Source organism: uncultured Amphritea sp. (assembly GCF_937127095.1).
In the GTDB taxonomy this organism is placed as follows: Bacteria; Pseudomonadota; Gammaproteobacteria; order Pseudomonadales; family Balneatricaceae; genus Amphritea.
The window spans coordinates 1-14,187 of record NZ_CAKZLP010000042.1 but is presented as its reverse complement, the minus strand read 5'-3'; the positions used below and the strand labels follow the sequence as shown (position 1 = coordinate 14,187).

11 protein-coding genes are annotated in these 14,187 nt (G+C 50.5%); 5 read left to right on the top strand and 6 right to left on the bottom strand.

Annotated features, from left to right (window positions below):
• Positions 1-8 precede the first annotated feature (8 nt).
• The 4 genes from Q0499_RS09845 to cysS all read right to left on the bottom strand — a co-directional run bounded on the left by Q0499_RS09845 (position 9) and on the right by cysS (position 3,831).
• Positions 9-707 carry a hypothetical protein gene (locus Q0499_RS09845; protein ID WP_299198800.1) on the bottom strand — a complete coding sequence of 233 codons (699 nt, stop codon included), beginning with the start codon at positions 705-707 and terminating at the stop codon, positions 9-11.
• Between the two features lie 81 nt (positions 708-788).
• Positions 789-1,700: a radical SAM protein gene (locus Q0499_RS09840; RefSeq protein WP_299198798.1), complete on the bottom strand. Its 912-nt coding sequence runs from the start codon at positions 1,698-1,700 to the stop codon at positions 789-791.
• Between the two features lie 16 nt (positions 1,701-1,716).
• The gene (locus Q0499_RS09835; protein ID WP_299198796.1) at positions 1,717-2,382 is read right to left on the bottom strand and encodes a DUF2064 domain-containing protein; all 666 of its coding nucleotides are present in this window, start codon (positions 2,380-2,382) and stop codon (positions 1,717-1,719) included.
• A gap of 63 nt (positions 2,383-2,445) precedes the next feature.
• A complete protein-coding gene (gene cysS, locus Q0499_RS09830; RefSeq protein WP_299198860.1) occupies positions 2,446-3,831 on the bottom strand; it encodes a cysteine--tRNA ligase in 1,386 nt (461 codons plus the stop codon).
• Positions 3,832-4,145: 314 nt separating this feature from the next.
• Here cysS and nifJ point away from each other — a divergent pair, with 314 nt between their 5' ends.
• Entirely contained in the window at positions 4,146-7,775 is a 3,630-nt protein-coding gene (gene nifJ / locus Q0499_RS09825) for a pyruvate:ferredoxin (flavodoxin) oxidoreductase (RefSeq protein WP_299198794.1), read from the top strand.
• A 224-nt stretch (positions 7,776-7,999) separates the two neighbouring features.
• Entirely contained in the window at positions 8,000-8,533 is a 534-nt protein-coding gene (locus Q0499_RS09820; RefSeq protein ID WP_299198791.1) for a hemerythrin domain-containing protein, read from the top strand.
• A 94-nt stretch (positions 8,534-8,627) separates the two neighbouring features.
• On the opposite strand, the gene Q0499_RS09815 is transcribed toward Q0499_RS09820, so the two are convergent.
• A complete protein-coding gene (locus tag Q0499_RS09815) occupies positions 8,628-10,526 on the bottom strand; it encodes a glutamine--tRNA ligase/YqeY domain fusion protein (protein WP_299198789.1) in 1,899 nt (632 codons plus the stop codon).
• A 202-nt stretch (positions 10,527-10,728) separates the two neighbouring features.
• Between Q0499_RS09815 and Q0499_RS09810 the strand changes: the two genes are divergently transcribed.
• From Q0499_RS09810 to Q0499_RS09800, 3 genes are all read left to right on the top strand, one after another.
• Complete coding sequence (locus Q0499_RS09810) at positions 10,729-11,238, top strand: peptidylprolyl isomerase (RefSeq protein WP_299198787.1); 510 nt, start codon at positions 10,729-10,731, stop codon at positions 11,236-11,238.
• Complete coding sequence (locus tag Q0499_RS09805) at positions 11,238-11,954, top strand: UDP-2,3-diacylglucosamine diphosphatase (protein ID WP_299198785.1); 717 nt, start codon at positions 11,238-11,240, stop codon at positions 11,952-11,954. The genes Q0499_RS09810 and Q0499_RS09805 overlap by 1 nt, the downstream gene beginning before the upstream one ends.
• A 273-nt stretch (positions 11,955-12,227) precedes the next feature.
• Positions 12,228-13,820: a cation:proton antiporter family protein gene (locus tag Q0499_RS09800; RefSeq protein WP_299198783.1), complete on the top strand. Its 1,593-nt coding sequence runs from the start codon at positions 12,228-12,230 to the stop codon at positions 13,818-13,820.
• Positions 13,821-13,848: 28 nt separating this feature from the next.
• Here the strand turns inward: Q0499_RS09800 and Q0499_RS09795 are convergent.
• On the bottom strand, positions 13,849-14,187 hold a 339-nt coding region (locus tag Q0499_RS09795; RefSeq protein ID WP_299198781.1), incomplete at its 5' end, for a VOC family protein.

Below are 14,187 nucleotides of genomic sequence, written 5' to 3'. Positions count from 1 at the left end.
ATGTAAAACTAAAAATTTAACCACTTCCTTTTCAACAGCAGCCACAGCTGCGGCAAAGCTTGCCTAATCCAGTAGAACTGATACTTCAGTGTCAGTCTCCCCCAGCCAGTGGTCGAGTACTTACGTGCACTGGTGGTCAGCACTGCGCCGACACGGGCTAATCGAACACTGTTTTGATGGGCACGCCAGACAAACAGGTGGTCTTCACCATACACTGCTTCGACCGGATAACCACCCAGGCGTTCAAATTGTGCGACAGAAACACAGAAGCCCTGATCACCAAACGGCAGTCCTAAATAACGAGAACGAACATTAGCGCCAAGGCTATTAAGCCACATCGGCCCTTCACCATCAGACAAAAACCGCAGATTAAAATAGTGCAGAGCATCAGGCTGACGTGTAAGGCTCTGATTCAGCGTCTGCCACTGGGTGTTAGATATTCGGCTGTCCAGATGCAGAAACCAGATAAAACCGGTCTCAACCCGTTGCGCACCGGCATTCAACTGCCGGGCACGCCCTGCAGGAACGGTTAAGAACTCAATCTGATCACTGACGGGCAATTGCACAATAAGATGTTCTGAGGCGGGACAAAACACAAAGATGATCTGTTGTGCTTGCTGCAGACAGGCGAGTTGTCCGATCATTGGCTGCAAGCTGGTTTCAGCCGGACCGACTGGAATAACGACAGAGATACTATGCTTATGCATCTGAGCGCTCATCACGCTTTATATAACGCGAGATACACAGTGAAGGTATGATTAAGTTTCGCTGTATTAAGTTTCGCTGTATTAAGTTTCGCTGCATGAGGCGCCATATTTGAAACATGAAAAACAACGATGATGTTTCATACTGATCTGCTGCTCCAGCGCCTGGCGCAAGTCACCGCCCAGATCGTATTCAGGGTCATCATCCACCAGCGTACAGGCATAGATCCGCATCCGGCCATTTTGCTTCACCACCATCTTACTGAAGGCACACATAAAACTGTTGCGGGTCTCTTCCGTATGATAGTGAGTCATACAGTGGGTAGTGATATCCGGGCCGTGTCCATGACTCCCCGGCGGCAGAAAATCCGGGAAGGCAACAAACTTAGTATCAGCAGGCAGTTCGTAAGATAGCAGCATATCCCGATAGGACTGCTCAACTTCAGCGCTGTTCTCCGCTTCCGCCATATGACGTGCCACCGACACATGAAAGCCCATATCGTGAAGCGCTTTCATCCCCTTCAACGCGAGGTTGAACATCCCCTCACCCCGGCCTGAGTCATGTTCTGCCTCAATGTGTGAATCGATACTGACACGAAAACGCACCGGAAACCGGCTTTGCAACAGAGGTACCAGTTGATGCAGACGTTTTTGCAATGCATCGGTGCCATTGGTCAGCACCAGACAGGGCGCATGCTGGGAGGCAAGCTGAAGAATTTTCACCAGATCTTTTGCCAGAAAGGGCTCTCCTCCGGTAAAGGAAAACTGTTCGACACCGAGATCCATCGCCTGATGGATATAGGGCTCAACATCCTCCAGTTTCACCAGCGCGAGCCGCTGATCACCGGGACCGGAGCCTTCCAGACAAAAATCACAACTCAGATTGCAGGCGGTTCCGGTATGAAACCACAGTTCTTTAAGCAGGTGTGGCCGAATATAACCCCGGTCTGTGCCATCAGCAGTTGTATACCAATCGCGGCTGCGAATCAGCTCCATATCAACCCCTTACCCTTTAACCCAGTAGCGTTTGTATTAGTTTCAGCAGCTGCTGCCTGGCGGGTCGGGAATCATGCGGTAATGAATCCAGCAACCGACGCAGATCAGCCTCAGTATCAACATCATAACCAGCGGAACTGAAAACAACCTGAAAACCGGACGCGTTACAGGCGCTGGCGAGCTGATCACCTAACTCAGGGGTACTCCAGGGCAGATTATCCAGTTCCGGCCAGGGAACATTACCGCCCATTGCCGTTACCCCACCATCCTCAGCGGGTGAAAGGACGATATCACCCTGCTGTAACAACTGCTCAAACTCAGCATAGCGCTGTGGTGTATGTTCCGGCGCATCGGTGCCGATAAACAGCAACCGGGAGGCTCCCTGCTGTCGCAACAACTGATCGACATAGTTGAGCTTTGCACCCAGGCCTCCTTCACATTGTGGTATCACCGTATGATGGTCACCCAGCAACAGGTCATCGGCCCAGTCACGATCCGCTTCACTCGCTGGAGAGAGCACCACTGGGCCTGGCCAGCTACGTGAATCTTCGAGTGCACAATCGAGCAATGCGCAGGCAACCTGATAGGCGGCATCTTTGCCCAGTGTTGCTGCTATTCGCTGTTTACCCTGACCGTGTAATGGCCGTTTACAGAAGATAACCAGTGTGGTCTGTTGATTCATTCACTCTGTCCTTACACATAAAAAAGGCAGCTCACAGCTGCCTTAGCAAAAACGACTTAACCTTTAGCCTTCACGAAACCAGGTGGTCCCTTCACGGCTGTCTTTGAGGATAATCCCCTGCGCCACCAGATCTTCACGAATCTGGTCAGCGGCAGCAAAGTCTTTCGCTTGCTTCGCATCAGCACGTTGCTGAATCAACACGTCGATCTGCTCCGGGGTAATCTCACCCGCTTTGCTTTCGCCCTGCAGGAACGCTTCAGGCGGCTGCTGTAGCAGCCCCAGAATCCCCCCCAGCTGTTTCAGCTGGGCCGCCAGTGCCGCGGCTTTCGCATCCCCGGCCCGGGAGGCGGTGTTGAGCTCATTGACCAGTTCAAACAAGACCGCCATCGCTTTGGGGGTATTGAAATCATCATCCATCGCCGCGTAAAAACGTACTTCGTAGTCGTTATCAAGCTCAGCAGGTGCAGCCTCAATACCGTTAAGCGCCTGATAAAAACGTTCCAGCGCGCTACGCGCCTCTTTCAGACTGCTTTCGGAATAATCGATATAACTGCGGTAGTGTACGGAGGAAAGGAAGTAACGGACTACTTCGGCATCATATTTTTCCAGTACATCGCGGATAGTAAAGAAATTGCCCAGCGACTTGGACATCTTCTCCGCGTTCACCCGCACCGCCCCCGCATGCATCCAGGTATTGACGAATTTAACCCCGTTAGCCGCTTCGGACTGAGCGATCTCATTCTCATGGTGCGGAAACGGCAGATCCGGTCCGCCACCATGAATATCGAAGGTATCACCGAGGCAGCATTTGGACATCGCTGAACACTCAATATGCCAGCCGGGACGACCTGCCCCCCAGGGAGATTCCCAACTGACTTCACCCTCTTTGGCAGCTTTCCAGAGCACAAAGTCCAGCGGGCTCTCTTTAGCATCCTGAACCTCTACCCGGGCACCGGAGCGCAGCTCATCGACATTTTTATTGGTCAGCTTGCCATAATCGGCAAATTTCTCGACCCGGTAGTAGACATCACCGTTGGCGGCGGCATAGGCATAACCTTTTTCGATCAGCACCATAACCATGTCGATAATATCCTGCATATGGCCGGTAGCACGGGGCTCTTGGTCGGGGCGCAGCACACTCAGCTTATCTTCATCTTCATGCATCGCATCAATCATGCGATCCGTCAGCTGATCCGGACGCTCGCCATTCTCAGCGGCCCGCTTAATGATTTTGTCATCGACATCGGTGATATTACGGATATAGGTAACATCCCATCCACGCGCCCGCAGATAGCGGGTAATCACGTCAAATGCCACCATCACCCGAGCGTGTCCGATATGACAGAAATCGTACACGGTGATACCGCATACATACATGTTGATCTTGCCCTCTTCCAGTGGCTGAAACGGGGCTTTCTCTTTCGTCAGGGTGTTATAGATCTGCAACATCGGAATTCGCTTATGACTCTGGCTTAGGTGAAGTTCAGTGAAAAACAGGCTGACCATTATAGAGGAAACCGCAGCGGATTTAACAATCTGATTAAAATTACTTTTCACAGCCGCCGCCAGGCTTTTATTGCTCTCAAAATGGGGGACTCAGCCGTTGATCCAGAACAGTTACTGCAGCGATTCATGCCACAATATCTTTCACAAGGGTAAAGCAACCCACTCTCATAAGAGTAAACTAAGATAGTTAATAGTCATTGTAGCTGCAGTTGTATTTGCGTTTTATTAGTACCGACAGCGTGTCCGGGAGTATCACCATGAACAGCCCTGTTAACAGAACCAGACAAACCCGCATGATGGATGGCAACGAAGCCGCCGCCTATATCGCTCACCATCTTAACGATGTTATCGCCATCTACCCGATAACCCCGGCATCACCGATGGGCGAGATGAGTGACAGCTGGAGTTCTGAAGGCGTCAAGAATCTCTGGGGGGTGGTGCCCGATGTGATCGAATTACAAAGCGAAGGCGGCGCTGCCGGAGCTGTTCACGGCGCTCTGCAGGCCGGAGCAAAAACCACTACCTTTACTGCATCTCAGGGGTTGCTGCTAAAGATCCCTAATATGTATAAGATCGCCGGAGAACTCAGCCCGACGGTATTTCATATTGCCGCCCGCTCACTGGCAACCCACGCACTCTCAATCTTCTGTGATCACAGCGATGTGATGGCCACCCGGGCTACCGGCTTTGCCATGCTGTCATCCAACTCCGTCCAGGAAGTGATGGATATGGCCACCATCGCCGAGATGTCTACCCTGAAAGGCCGGGTACCGGTGTTGCACTTCTTTGATGGTTTTCGCACCAGTCATGAAGTCAGTAAGGTGGAAGTGGTCAGCGTCGAGATGCTGCAGGAACTGATCGATATGGAACTGGTGCGGGATTGCCGCAGCCGGGCACTCTCTCCCGACCATCCAGTGGTACGCGGCACCTCGCAAAACCCGGACATTTTCTTCCAGGCACGGGAAGCCTGTAACCCCTATTACGATGCCTTCCCCGAGATCGTGCAGCAGGCGATGAATCGCTTTGCTGAGGTGACCGGGCGGCAATATCAGCTCTATGAATACGAGGGTGCTGAGGATGCTGAATCGGTCATTATTCTGATGGGTTCCGGAGCAGAAACCGCCAGCGAAACCGTCGACTTCATCAACCGCAACGGCGGCAAGACCGGGGTACTGAAAGTCCGTCTGTTCCGCCCCTTTGACGCTGCCCGACTGCTCAGCGCACTGCCTGACAGTGTAAAACAGATCGCGGTGCTCGACCGTACCAAAGAGCCCGGCGCTGACGGCGAGCCGCTCTATAAAGATATCGCTACTGCGTTTATGCAATCGATTCTCTCCGGCAAGCTGTCCGCCGACAAACTTCCTAAGTTGCTGGGTGGACGTTTTGGCCTGTCGTCAAAAGAGTTTACCCCGGCGATGATTCGCGGTGTATTTGATGAGCTGGCCAAACCACAGAGCAAGAACCTGTTCACCGTGGGTATCGATGATGATCTGACCCACACCAGCATCCGCTATGACCCTCACTTTATTACTGACGCCCATAACGATGCTTATCAGGCAGTATTTTATGGCCTGGGTGCTGATGGCACCGTCAGCGCCAACAAAAACAGTATCAAGATTATCGGGGATCTGGACGGTTATTACGCTCAGGGACACTTTGTCTATGACTCTAAAAAATCCGGGGCAATCACCGTTTCTCACCTGCGCTTTGGCCCCCATAAGATCCACTCGGCTTACGAAATACAGGAGGGACAGGCTGATTTTGTCGCCTGCCATCAGCCGCGTTTTCTCAGCCTCTATCCGATGCTGGAAAAAGCCCGTCAGGGCGCTGTGTTCCTGCTTAACAGCAGTGCCGCCCCCGATGAACTCTGGGACACCCTGCCCGAATCCGTGCAGCAACAGCTGATCGAAAAGCAGATCCGGCTGTTTGCTATCGACGCTTACCGAGTAGCGACTGAGTGCGGCATGGGTAAGCGGATCAACACCATTATGCAGAGCTGTTTTTTTAAGATCTCCGGTATTCTGCCTATAGAGAAAGCGACTGCGCTTATAAAAGCAGCGGTGGAAAAATCCTATAGCAGCAATCCGAAAGTGGTTGAACTTAACCTCAACGCGATTGATGCCAGCCTCAGCCAGCTGCATGAGATACAACTGCACGAAAAAGCCACCAGCCGGATTCCGATGCACGAGCTAAATGCAACCCGGGCCAATGACTTTGTGCGCCAACTGACCGCTGAGCTGATTGCCGGTCATGGAGACCGTATCCCGGTCAGCGCTCTATCCGCCGATGGCACCTGGCCCACCGGCACCACCGCCTTTGAGAAACGTGACCTGGCGACTGAACTACCTCTGTGGGATGAAGACCTCTGCACCCATTGCGGTAAGTGTGTGCTGGTGTGTCCCCACAGTGTTATCCGCAGTAAAATCTTCGATAAGTCTCTGTTGGAACAGGCACCTGACGGCTTCAGAGCGGTGCCGGTTAAAGGCGCGAAGGACTTCCCCGAAGACAGTTTCATCAGCTATCAGGTCTCTCCTTCCGACTGTACCGGCTGTACTCTCTGCGTTGATATCTGTCCGATTGTTGATAAGCAACACCCGGAACACAAAGCGATCAATATGGTGCCAAAGGATCAGACCTTTGCCGTTGAAACCGATAACTGGGAGTTTTTCCTCTCCCTGCCGGAGTTCGACCGCACCACACTGAAAAACGCCACGCTGAAAGGCTCTATGGTATTCCAGCCATTGTTTGAGTTCAGCGGTGCCTGTTCCGGTTGTGGCGAAACCTCTTATATTCGCCTCGCCAGTCAGCTGTTCGGTGACCGGATGCTGGTCGCCAACGCTACGGGGTGTTCATCTATCTACGGCGGCAATCTGCCAACCACGCCCTGGACTAAAAACGCCGATGGCCGCGGGCCAGCCTGGAATAATTCACTGTTTGAAGACAATGCGGAATTTGGCCTGGGAATGCGGGTCGCACTGGATAAACAGAAAGATTATGCGACCATGCTGTTAACTGAATTAAAAGATAAGCTCGATCCGGAACTGGTCAACAAACTCCTGACTGAAACCGAAGCCGATGAAGCCGGTATAGAACATCAGCGTCAGTCGGTTGATCAGCTTAAACTGGCACTGGATGGTCTCAGCGACCACTCCGAGATTGGTGGCAAAGCGATAGAACTGCGCCATCTTGCGGATCAGCTCAGTCGTAAGAGTGTCTGGATTATCGGCGGTGATGGCTGGGCCTATGATATCGGCTTTGGTGGTCTGGACCATGTATTGGCCTCCGGGCGCAACGTCAATATTCTGGTGCTGGATACCGAGGTGTACTCCAATACCGGTGGTCAGACCTCCAAAGCAACCCCGTTAGGCGCAGTCGCCAAGTTCTCCGCTTCTGGCAAGTCCGTGGCGAAAAAAGACCTGGCCCGTATCGCCATGGATTATGAGCATGTCTATGTTGCCCATGTGGCCTATGCTGCTAAAGATGTCCAGACTCTGCGGGCGTTTCTCGAGGCAGAGTCCTATGATGGTCCCTCACTGATCATCGCCTACTCACCCTGTATCGCCCATGGTTTTGAGATGAAGGATAACCACCTGCATCAGCAACTCGCCGTGGATAGTGGTCACTGGCCGCTGTTCCGCTATGACCCCCGTCTGGCGGATCAACATAAGAACCCCCTAAAAATGGATTCTAAGCCACCCTCTATTCCTTACTCAGAGTTTGCCCGCAGGGAAACCCGCTTTAACTCACTGCTGAAGCTACATCCGGTTGAAGCGGCAGCATTTCTGGATAAAGCGCAGCATGATGTCAGCGAACGCTACAAACGCTATCAGCAGATGGCCGAGATGGACTGGGAAGAGGCGTCTGTGCCAGTCACATCCGCTGAATGACAACATCAGCTAAGCCCCTCTGCCAACCGGACCCACCTGTAAAGGGTGAGTCCGGCGCATAAAATGATACAAAATTGATCACCGTCATTACATATCCGTAACACAAAGCATAGTATTGATGGTCATTACGCTAAGACTTTCCAATCAGAAGTCCTGTTAATACCTATCTACACGCTATCTGTGTGGCATGAAAAAGATCCCTGCCAGCACTCAAAGGTGAACATATGAATACGACATCCTCCAACCCAACCGATGACTTTTCCCAATGCCATGTCAGTATCATTGAGAACTTTAAAGAACTTCGTGAACTGGGAAAAACAGAGATAACCGATCCGGTTCAGCCAGAGGTTCAGGCCACGGCCAAAAAGCTACTTAACTTCTACCATGAGGTGGTACTCAATCATCATCATGAAGAGGAACAGGAGCTATTTAATATCGTCATGGACTGCGCCAGCCCGGGACAAGAACTCGTACAAGCCAGCCAGATGGTGGAGCGACTGACCGAAGAGCACCGCCATCTGGAAAAAGAGTGGAAAAAGATCGAAGGTGATATCAAAAAGCTGTCAAAAGGTAAGTTTACCCAGCTGGACGAAGCTGCATCGGTAGCAATGGCTGAGCATTATCTGCTGCATGCTAAATATGAAGAATCGTTCTTCCTGCCACTGTCAGCGGAAATTCTCAAGAATACCGATCTCGAATCACTGGGGCTCAGCCTGCACACCCGGCATAACATGCATAAAACCCCCTGCTATATCTGAGGTCTGTCTTATTTTGCGCTTCATCTGAAACGAAAAACGGTCACCTATAGGTGACCGTTTATATTTAAGATAACGCTTTAATTAAAAAGTCATATTACTTTTTCCAGGTATCACGCAGACCGATGGTCTTATTAAATACCGGTGTTTCTGGCGAGTGCTCGTAACGGTCGGCAACAAAATAACCTTCTCGCTCAAACTGAAAAGCGGTTTCCGGTGCAGCATCTACCAGGCCAGGCTCTACCCAGCAATTATCAATCTCACTGAAGGAATCCGGATTGATGTTGGCAAGGAAATCACCATCTCCTTTATCAGGAGACTCAACATTGAACAGACGATCATAGACGCGAACTTTCGCCTGCTTACCCTCAGTTGCTGACACCCAGTGCATTACACCGCGTGGCTTGATGCCCCCTTCCGGATTTTCACCCACAGTACCCGGCAGCAATGATGCGTGAACTTCAACAATCTCACCGGCATCATCTTTAACAAAGTCTTCGGCTTTAATCACATAAGCATTACGTAAGCGCATATAGTCGCCCAGTACCAGTAACTTAAACTTCTTGCGCGACAGAGTTGAGTCTTCACTGAAGTCGGCGCGGTCGATATAAAGCTCGCGGGTAAACGGCAGTTCACGGGTGCCCATCTCCTTTTGCGGATGTAACGGTGCAGAGAGCATCTCTATAGAATTTGGTGGTGAGTTAATAGGAGCTATAAACCTTAAGTTTTTGTCTAAGGTTTTTTCGCCTATTCCATTTACTCGAACAAGATCTGTTACATTTTTGAATGAGCCATTTTCATTGCGATACTTTACTATCTTTTCAGCTAAGAGTTTCCCAATACCTACCAATTTACAAAATTCAAGTTGACTAGCAGTATTAATATCAATCTGTATAGATTTTATATTCTCAACAAAATTGGTAATGATCAGCTTAAGCGGATTCATCACACACATAGCCCGCGCCGCATTGTCGTTCAGGTCTTCACGGATGAAGAACTCAAACTGAGCCATATCGACAGTACCGTCAGTTTTAGCGACAGCCAGACTGTCACAGAAGTTGCGCACGGCCTGCGGACTGTAACCGCGACGGCGCATCCCCTGAATGGTTGGCATCCGTGGATCATCCCAACCATTCACGTGGCCTTCATCAACCAGCTGCTTCAGCTTACGCTTGCTGGTCACTGTGTAGTTGATATTCAGGCGACCAAACTCATACTGACGCGGAACCGTTGGCACCGGCAGGTTTTCAATAAACCATTCATACAGTGGGCGGTGATCAGCAAACTCCAGCGTACAGATTGAGTGAGTCACCCCCTCAATCGCATCTTCCTGACCATGCGCAAAATCATAGCTTGGGTAGATACACCACTTGTCACCGGTCTGGTGATGGCTTTGCTTACGAATACGGTAAAGAATCGGGTCACGCAGGTTCATGTTAGGCGATGCCATATCAATTTTGGCCCGCAACACCCGGCTACCCTCATCAAACTCGCCGTTTTTCATCCGTTCCAGCAGATCAAGGCTTTCCTCTGCAGAGCGCTCACGGAACGGGCTATTCTTGCCTGGCTCTGTCGCCCAGCCACGGTATTCACTGGCCTGTTCCGGGCTCAGGTCACAGACATAGGCTTTGCCCTCTTTAATCAGGTGCTGAGCCCAGGCATAGAAAGTGTCAAAATAGTCAGAGGCATAACGCACATTGCCTGCCCAGTTAAAGCCCAACCAGCGTACATCGTCCATAATGGCATCGACGTATTCCTGATCCTCTTTACCCGGATTGGTATCATCAAAACGCAGGTTACACTCGCCGTTATACTTCTCAGCAGTACCAAAGTTGAGGCAGATCGACTTAGCATGACCGATGTGCAGATAGCCGTTTGGCTCTGGCGGGAAACGCGTTACCACCTTTTCCAGTCCCTGCTGCTGGTCCTGTTCGATAACCTGATGAATAAAGTTAGTAGGTTGTTTAACAGTATTGCTGGCGTCGTTGTTGCTCATAGAGGCGTCTTAAATTCCGTCTGAAATCAAATAGGCGAACATTATAGACAGATGGCTATCATACAACCATAAGTAAGCCGAAATTAATCAGTTAGTTATCAGATTAATTCTTTAGTATAATATTGGCCATTGATGAGCTACAAAATTTATAAGACAAACTTACTAGACGAAAATATCTAGTAAAAACAAAGGGATCGTAAGCATGATCGTACTGCACACTAACTTTGGCGATATCACAATTGAGCTGGATTATGAGAAAGCGCCCAAGTCCGCAGAAAACTTCGAAAACTATGTTAAAGATGGCTTCTACGATGGCTTGATTTTTCACCGGGTAATCGATGGCTTCATGATTCAGGGTGGCGGCTTTGAACCCGGTATGGTGAGTAAAAAGACCTCCGGCAGCATTGAGAACGAGGCCGACAACGGCCTGCAGAACAAGCGCGGCACCCTGGCAATGGCCCGTACTATGGACCCCCACAGTGCCTCCGCACAGTTCTTTATCAACGTCAGTGACAACACCTTCCTTGACCATACTGCCAAAACCACTGAAGGCTGGGGTTATGCAGTATTCGCCAAAGTAACTGAAGGTATGGACGTGGTTGATAAGATCAAAGGGGTTTCCACCACATTCCGCGGCGGCCATCAGGATGTTCCCACTGAAGATGTGATCATTACTTCAGCTGAAATCGTGGAAGCAGACAGCGCTGAATAATGCGTACACTGTTTATATCTGATCTTCACCTTTACAGCGGACGCCCGGATCTTAGCCGGGCGTTACTCCACTTCCTGGCAACAACCGCCAAAGAGTGCGACCGCCTCTATATACTGGGCGACCTGTTTGAAGCCTGGATCGGAGATGACTTTATCCCTGACGATCTGCAACCGGTTGTAACTGCATTAAATACCCTATCTCAATCAGGCTGTCAGATCTTCTTTCAGCATGGCAACCGGGATTTCCTTATCGGTAACCGCTTTGCAGAACTCACCGGTGTTCAGATTATGGGGGACAGTGAGATCATTCAGCTTGCATCCGGGCCTGCACTGCTGATGCATGGTGATCAGCTGTGTACCGATGATCAGGAATATCAGGCACTTCGCCAACAGCTGAGAAACCCTCAGTGGCAACAGGCTGTTTTAACTAAGTCAGTTGCTGAGCGACTGGAGATGGCCAAACAGCTGCGCATGGCCAGCGAAACCCAAACCGCCGGTAAAAGCACCGACATAATGGATGTCAATCAGCAAGCTGTAATGGATACTATGACTAACGCTGAGTGCAACCTGCTGATACATGGTCATACACACCGTCCGGCGACTCACCTCCTTGAAGGGGGAAAACGCCGCATTGTACTGGGTGATTGGGATAAGTCCGGTTGGTATCTGGATGCATCAGAACAGGGTGAACATCTAATCCGGTTTGATATTAATTGATCGCCGCTCTCATTCAGACATTCAAAATCTAATATTGATACTTCAGTCTATTTTTTACAATAAAGCCTTTCTTCGTTGCCACGGTTCAGTGGCTTTAAGCAAAAAGTAGCAAGCACGCTTCAGATCCAGAAAAGCAGCTGTCCGGCTTAACGCTAATCATCAGCATAAAACTCTTTAGTAGGGCCTCAGAATAATAGGGCTTCAGAGTTGATTAGTGTTAACATAGTCTGACTATTTTCTAGCAAATCAATGTAAAAACAAAGACTTAATAATATGGAATTTATCTGGGTTCTATTCGCTTTTTTCTGCGGCCTGTCTCTTAAAGTTATTGGAATGCCTCCCCTAATCGGCTTTTTACTGGCCGGCTTTCTGCTTCACTTTCTCGGCATAGAACCAACTGACAGCCTCGATACCCTTGCGGATCTTGGCATCACCTTGATGTTGTTCACAATCGGCCTGAAGTTGCATATCAGTGACCTTCTTCGGCGCGAGGTATGGGCCAGCACGCTAAGCCATATGGCGCTGTGGACTGTCCTGTTCGGCTCTTTTGTACTGCTGATGGCGGTCGTGGCTGTGCCTTATTATAGCGGCCTTGATCTCACAACAGCGGCGCTTCTTGGTTTTGCTCTGAGTTTCAGCAGTACCGTGTGCATCGTCAAACTACTGGAAGAAAATGGTGAGATGAAAACCCGGCATGGCCAGCTGGCAATCGGTGTGTTGGTCATGCAGGATATCGTTGCGGTGCTTTTCCTGGTGTTCGCCACAGGTAAAATGCCATCGCTCTGGGCACCGCTATTGTTCGCACTGGTCTTTGCGCGTCCCCTGCTTAACAGATTACTCGATAAGGCGGGTCACGGTGAGTTATTGCCGCTAACCGGTTTTTTCTTCGCCCTGGGCGGCTACGAACTTTTCCAACTGGTCGGCGTGAAGGGGGATCTCGGCGCGCTGGTCCTTGGCGTACTGATGGCCCAGCATCCTAAAGCCTCAGAGTTAACCAAATCGCTGCTAAGCTTTAAAGACCTGTTCCTGATCGGCTTTTTCCTGTCAATCGGGTTCACTGCGTTGCCAACCTGGTCGATGCTCGGCACAGCCGCACTGATATCACTGCTCATCGGCATTAAGTTCGTGATGTTTTTTGCGCTGTTCACCCGCCTCAGACTTCGCAGTCGTACTGCCTATCTTGCCTCACTCGCCCTGAGTAACTTCAGTGAGTTCGGTCTGATCGTGGCGGCATTAAGTGTCGACTCTGGCTGGCTCAGCCGTGAGTGGCTGGTCATTCTGGCACTGGCCGTGTCACTCTCATTCGTTCTCACCAGTGTCCTTTATCCTCGTGCGCACCACTTTTATATGCTGCATAAAGACCGTCTTAAGCGCTACGAAAGCAGCAACCGCCTTAAAGCAGATGTCATCGAACAGTTTCCCCATGCAGAGGTTCTGGTCATCGGTATGGGACGGGTGGGTAAAGGCGCGTATAAGGCGTTACACCAGATTATCGACCATCGGGTTGCCGGACTCGATTCCGACCGTTTCAGGGCCGCTGAACTGCAAGAGAAAGGATTAAATGTCTGCTTTGGTGACGGGGAAGATGCCGATTTCTGGGAAAGCTTCAACACCTCAGAGATCAAACTGATATTGCTGGCCCTCCCCTCTATCGAAGACAGCCGGAATATTACCATTCAGCTAACTAACTCAAACTACAAGGGACAGATCGCCGCCATTGCCCGCTATGAAGATGACCGGCAACAGCTGCTGGATGCCGGTATCGATAAAGTGTTTAACTTCTACCGCGAAGCGGGTACCGGTTTTGCTGAGGACAGCTTGCAGTTAATTTCGAAAGATTATAAGCAGCAGTCATTAGGCTTATAAAGGATATTCGAATTGTATGAAGGCCAGATCAGTCAGCAGACTGATCTGACCAGGCAGCAAACTCATTCCCGCCGGGTTCTTTGAAATGGAAACGCCGGCCACCAGGAAAGTCAAAGATTCCTTTACAGATTTCACCGCTATGACGTTCAACCTTTGCCTGGGTTTGTTCGAGATCGCTACTGTAAAACACCAGCAGAGCGCTACCCTTTTCCTGACTTGCCACCTGATCGGAAGTAAAGAAACCACCCTCCAGTCCCTGCTGGTCAAATGCGCTATAGTCGGGGCCATAATCGGTAAAACACCAGCCAAACACCTGGGTAAAAAACTGCTTTGAAGCGTCAAGGTCAGTCGAACCAAATTCGACGTA

Excerpts from the sequence above, each read along its gene's own strand:
- Q0499_RS09805 (WP_299198785.1), top strand. The coding sequence starts at position 11,238 with ATGCGTACACTGTTTATATCTGATCTTCACCTTTACAGCGGACGCCCG.
- cysS (WP_299198860.1), bottom strand. The coding sequence starts at position 3,831 with ATGTTGCAGATCTATAACACCCTGACGAAAGAGAAAGCCCCGTTTCAG.
- Q0499_RS09840 (WP_299198798.1), bottom strand. The coding sequence starts at position 1,700 with ATGGAGCTGATTCGCAGCCGCGATTGGTATACAACTGCTGATGGCACA.
- nifJ (WP_299198794.1), top strand. The coding sequence starts at position 4,146 with ATGAACAGCCCTGTTAACAGAACCAGACAAACCCGCATGATGGATGGC.
- Q0499_RS09815 (WP_299198789.1), bottom strand. The coding sequence starts at position 10,526 with ATGAGCAACAACGACGCCAGCAATACTGTTAAACAACCTACTAACTTT.
- Q0499_RS09845 (WP_299198800.1), bottom strand. The coding sequence starts at position 707 with ATGCATAAGCATAGTATCTCTGTCGTTATTCCAGTCGGTCCGGCTGAA.
- Q0499_RS09800 (WP_299198783.1), top strand. The coding sequence starts at position 12,228 with ATGGAATTTATCTGGGTTCTATTCGCTTTTTTCTGCGGCCTGTCTCTT.
- Q0499_RS09810 (WP_299198787.1), top strand. The coding sequence starts at position 10,729 with ATGATCGTACTGCACACTAACTTTGGCGATATCACAATTGAGCTGGAT.
- Q0499_RS09820 (WP_299198791.1), top strand. The coding sequence starts at position 8,000 with ATGAATACGACATCCTCCAACCCAACCGATGACTTTTCCCAATGCCAT.
- Q0499_RS09835 (WP_299198796.1), bottom strand. The coding sequence starts at position 2,382 with ATGAATCAACAGACCACACTGGTTATCTTCTGTAAACGGCCATTACAC.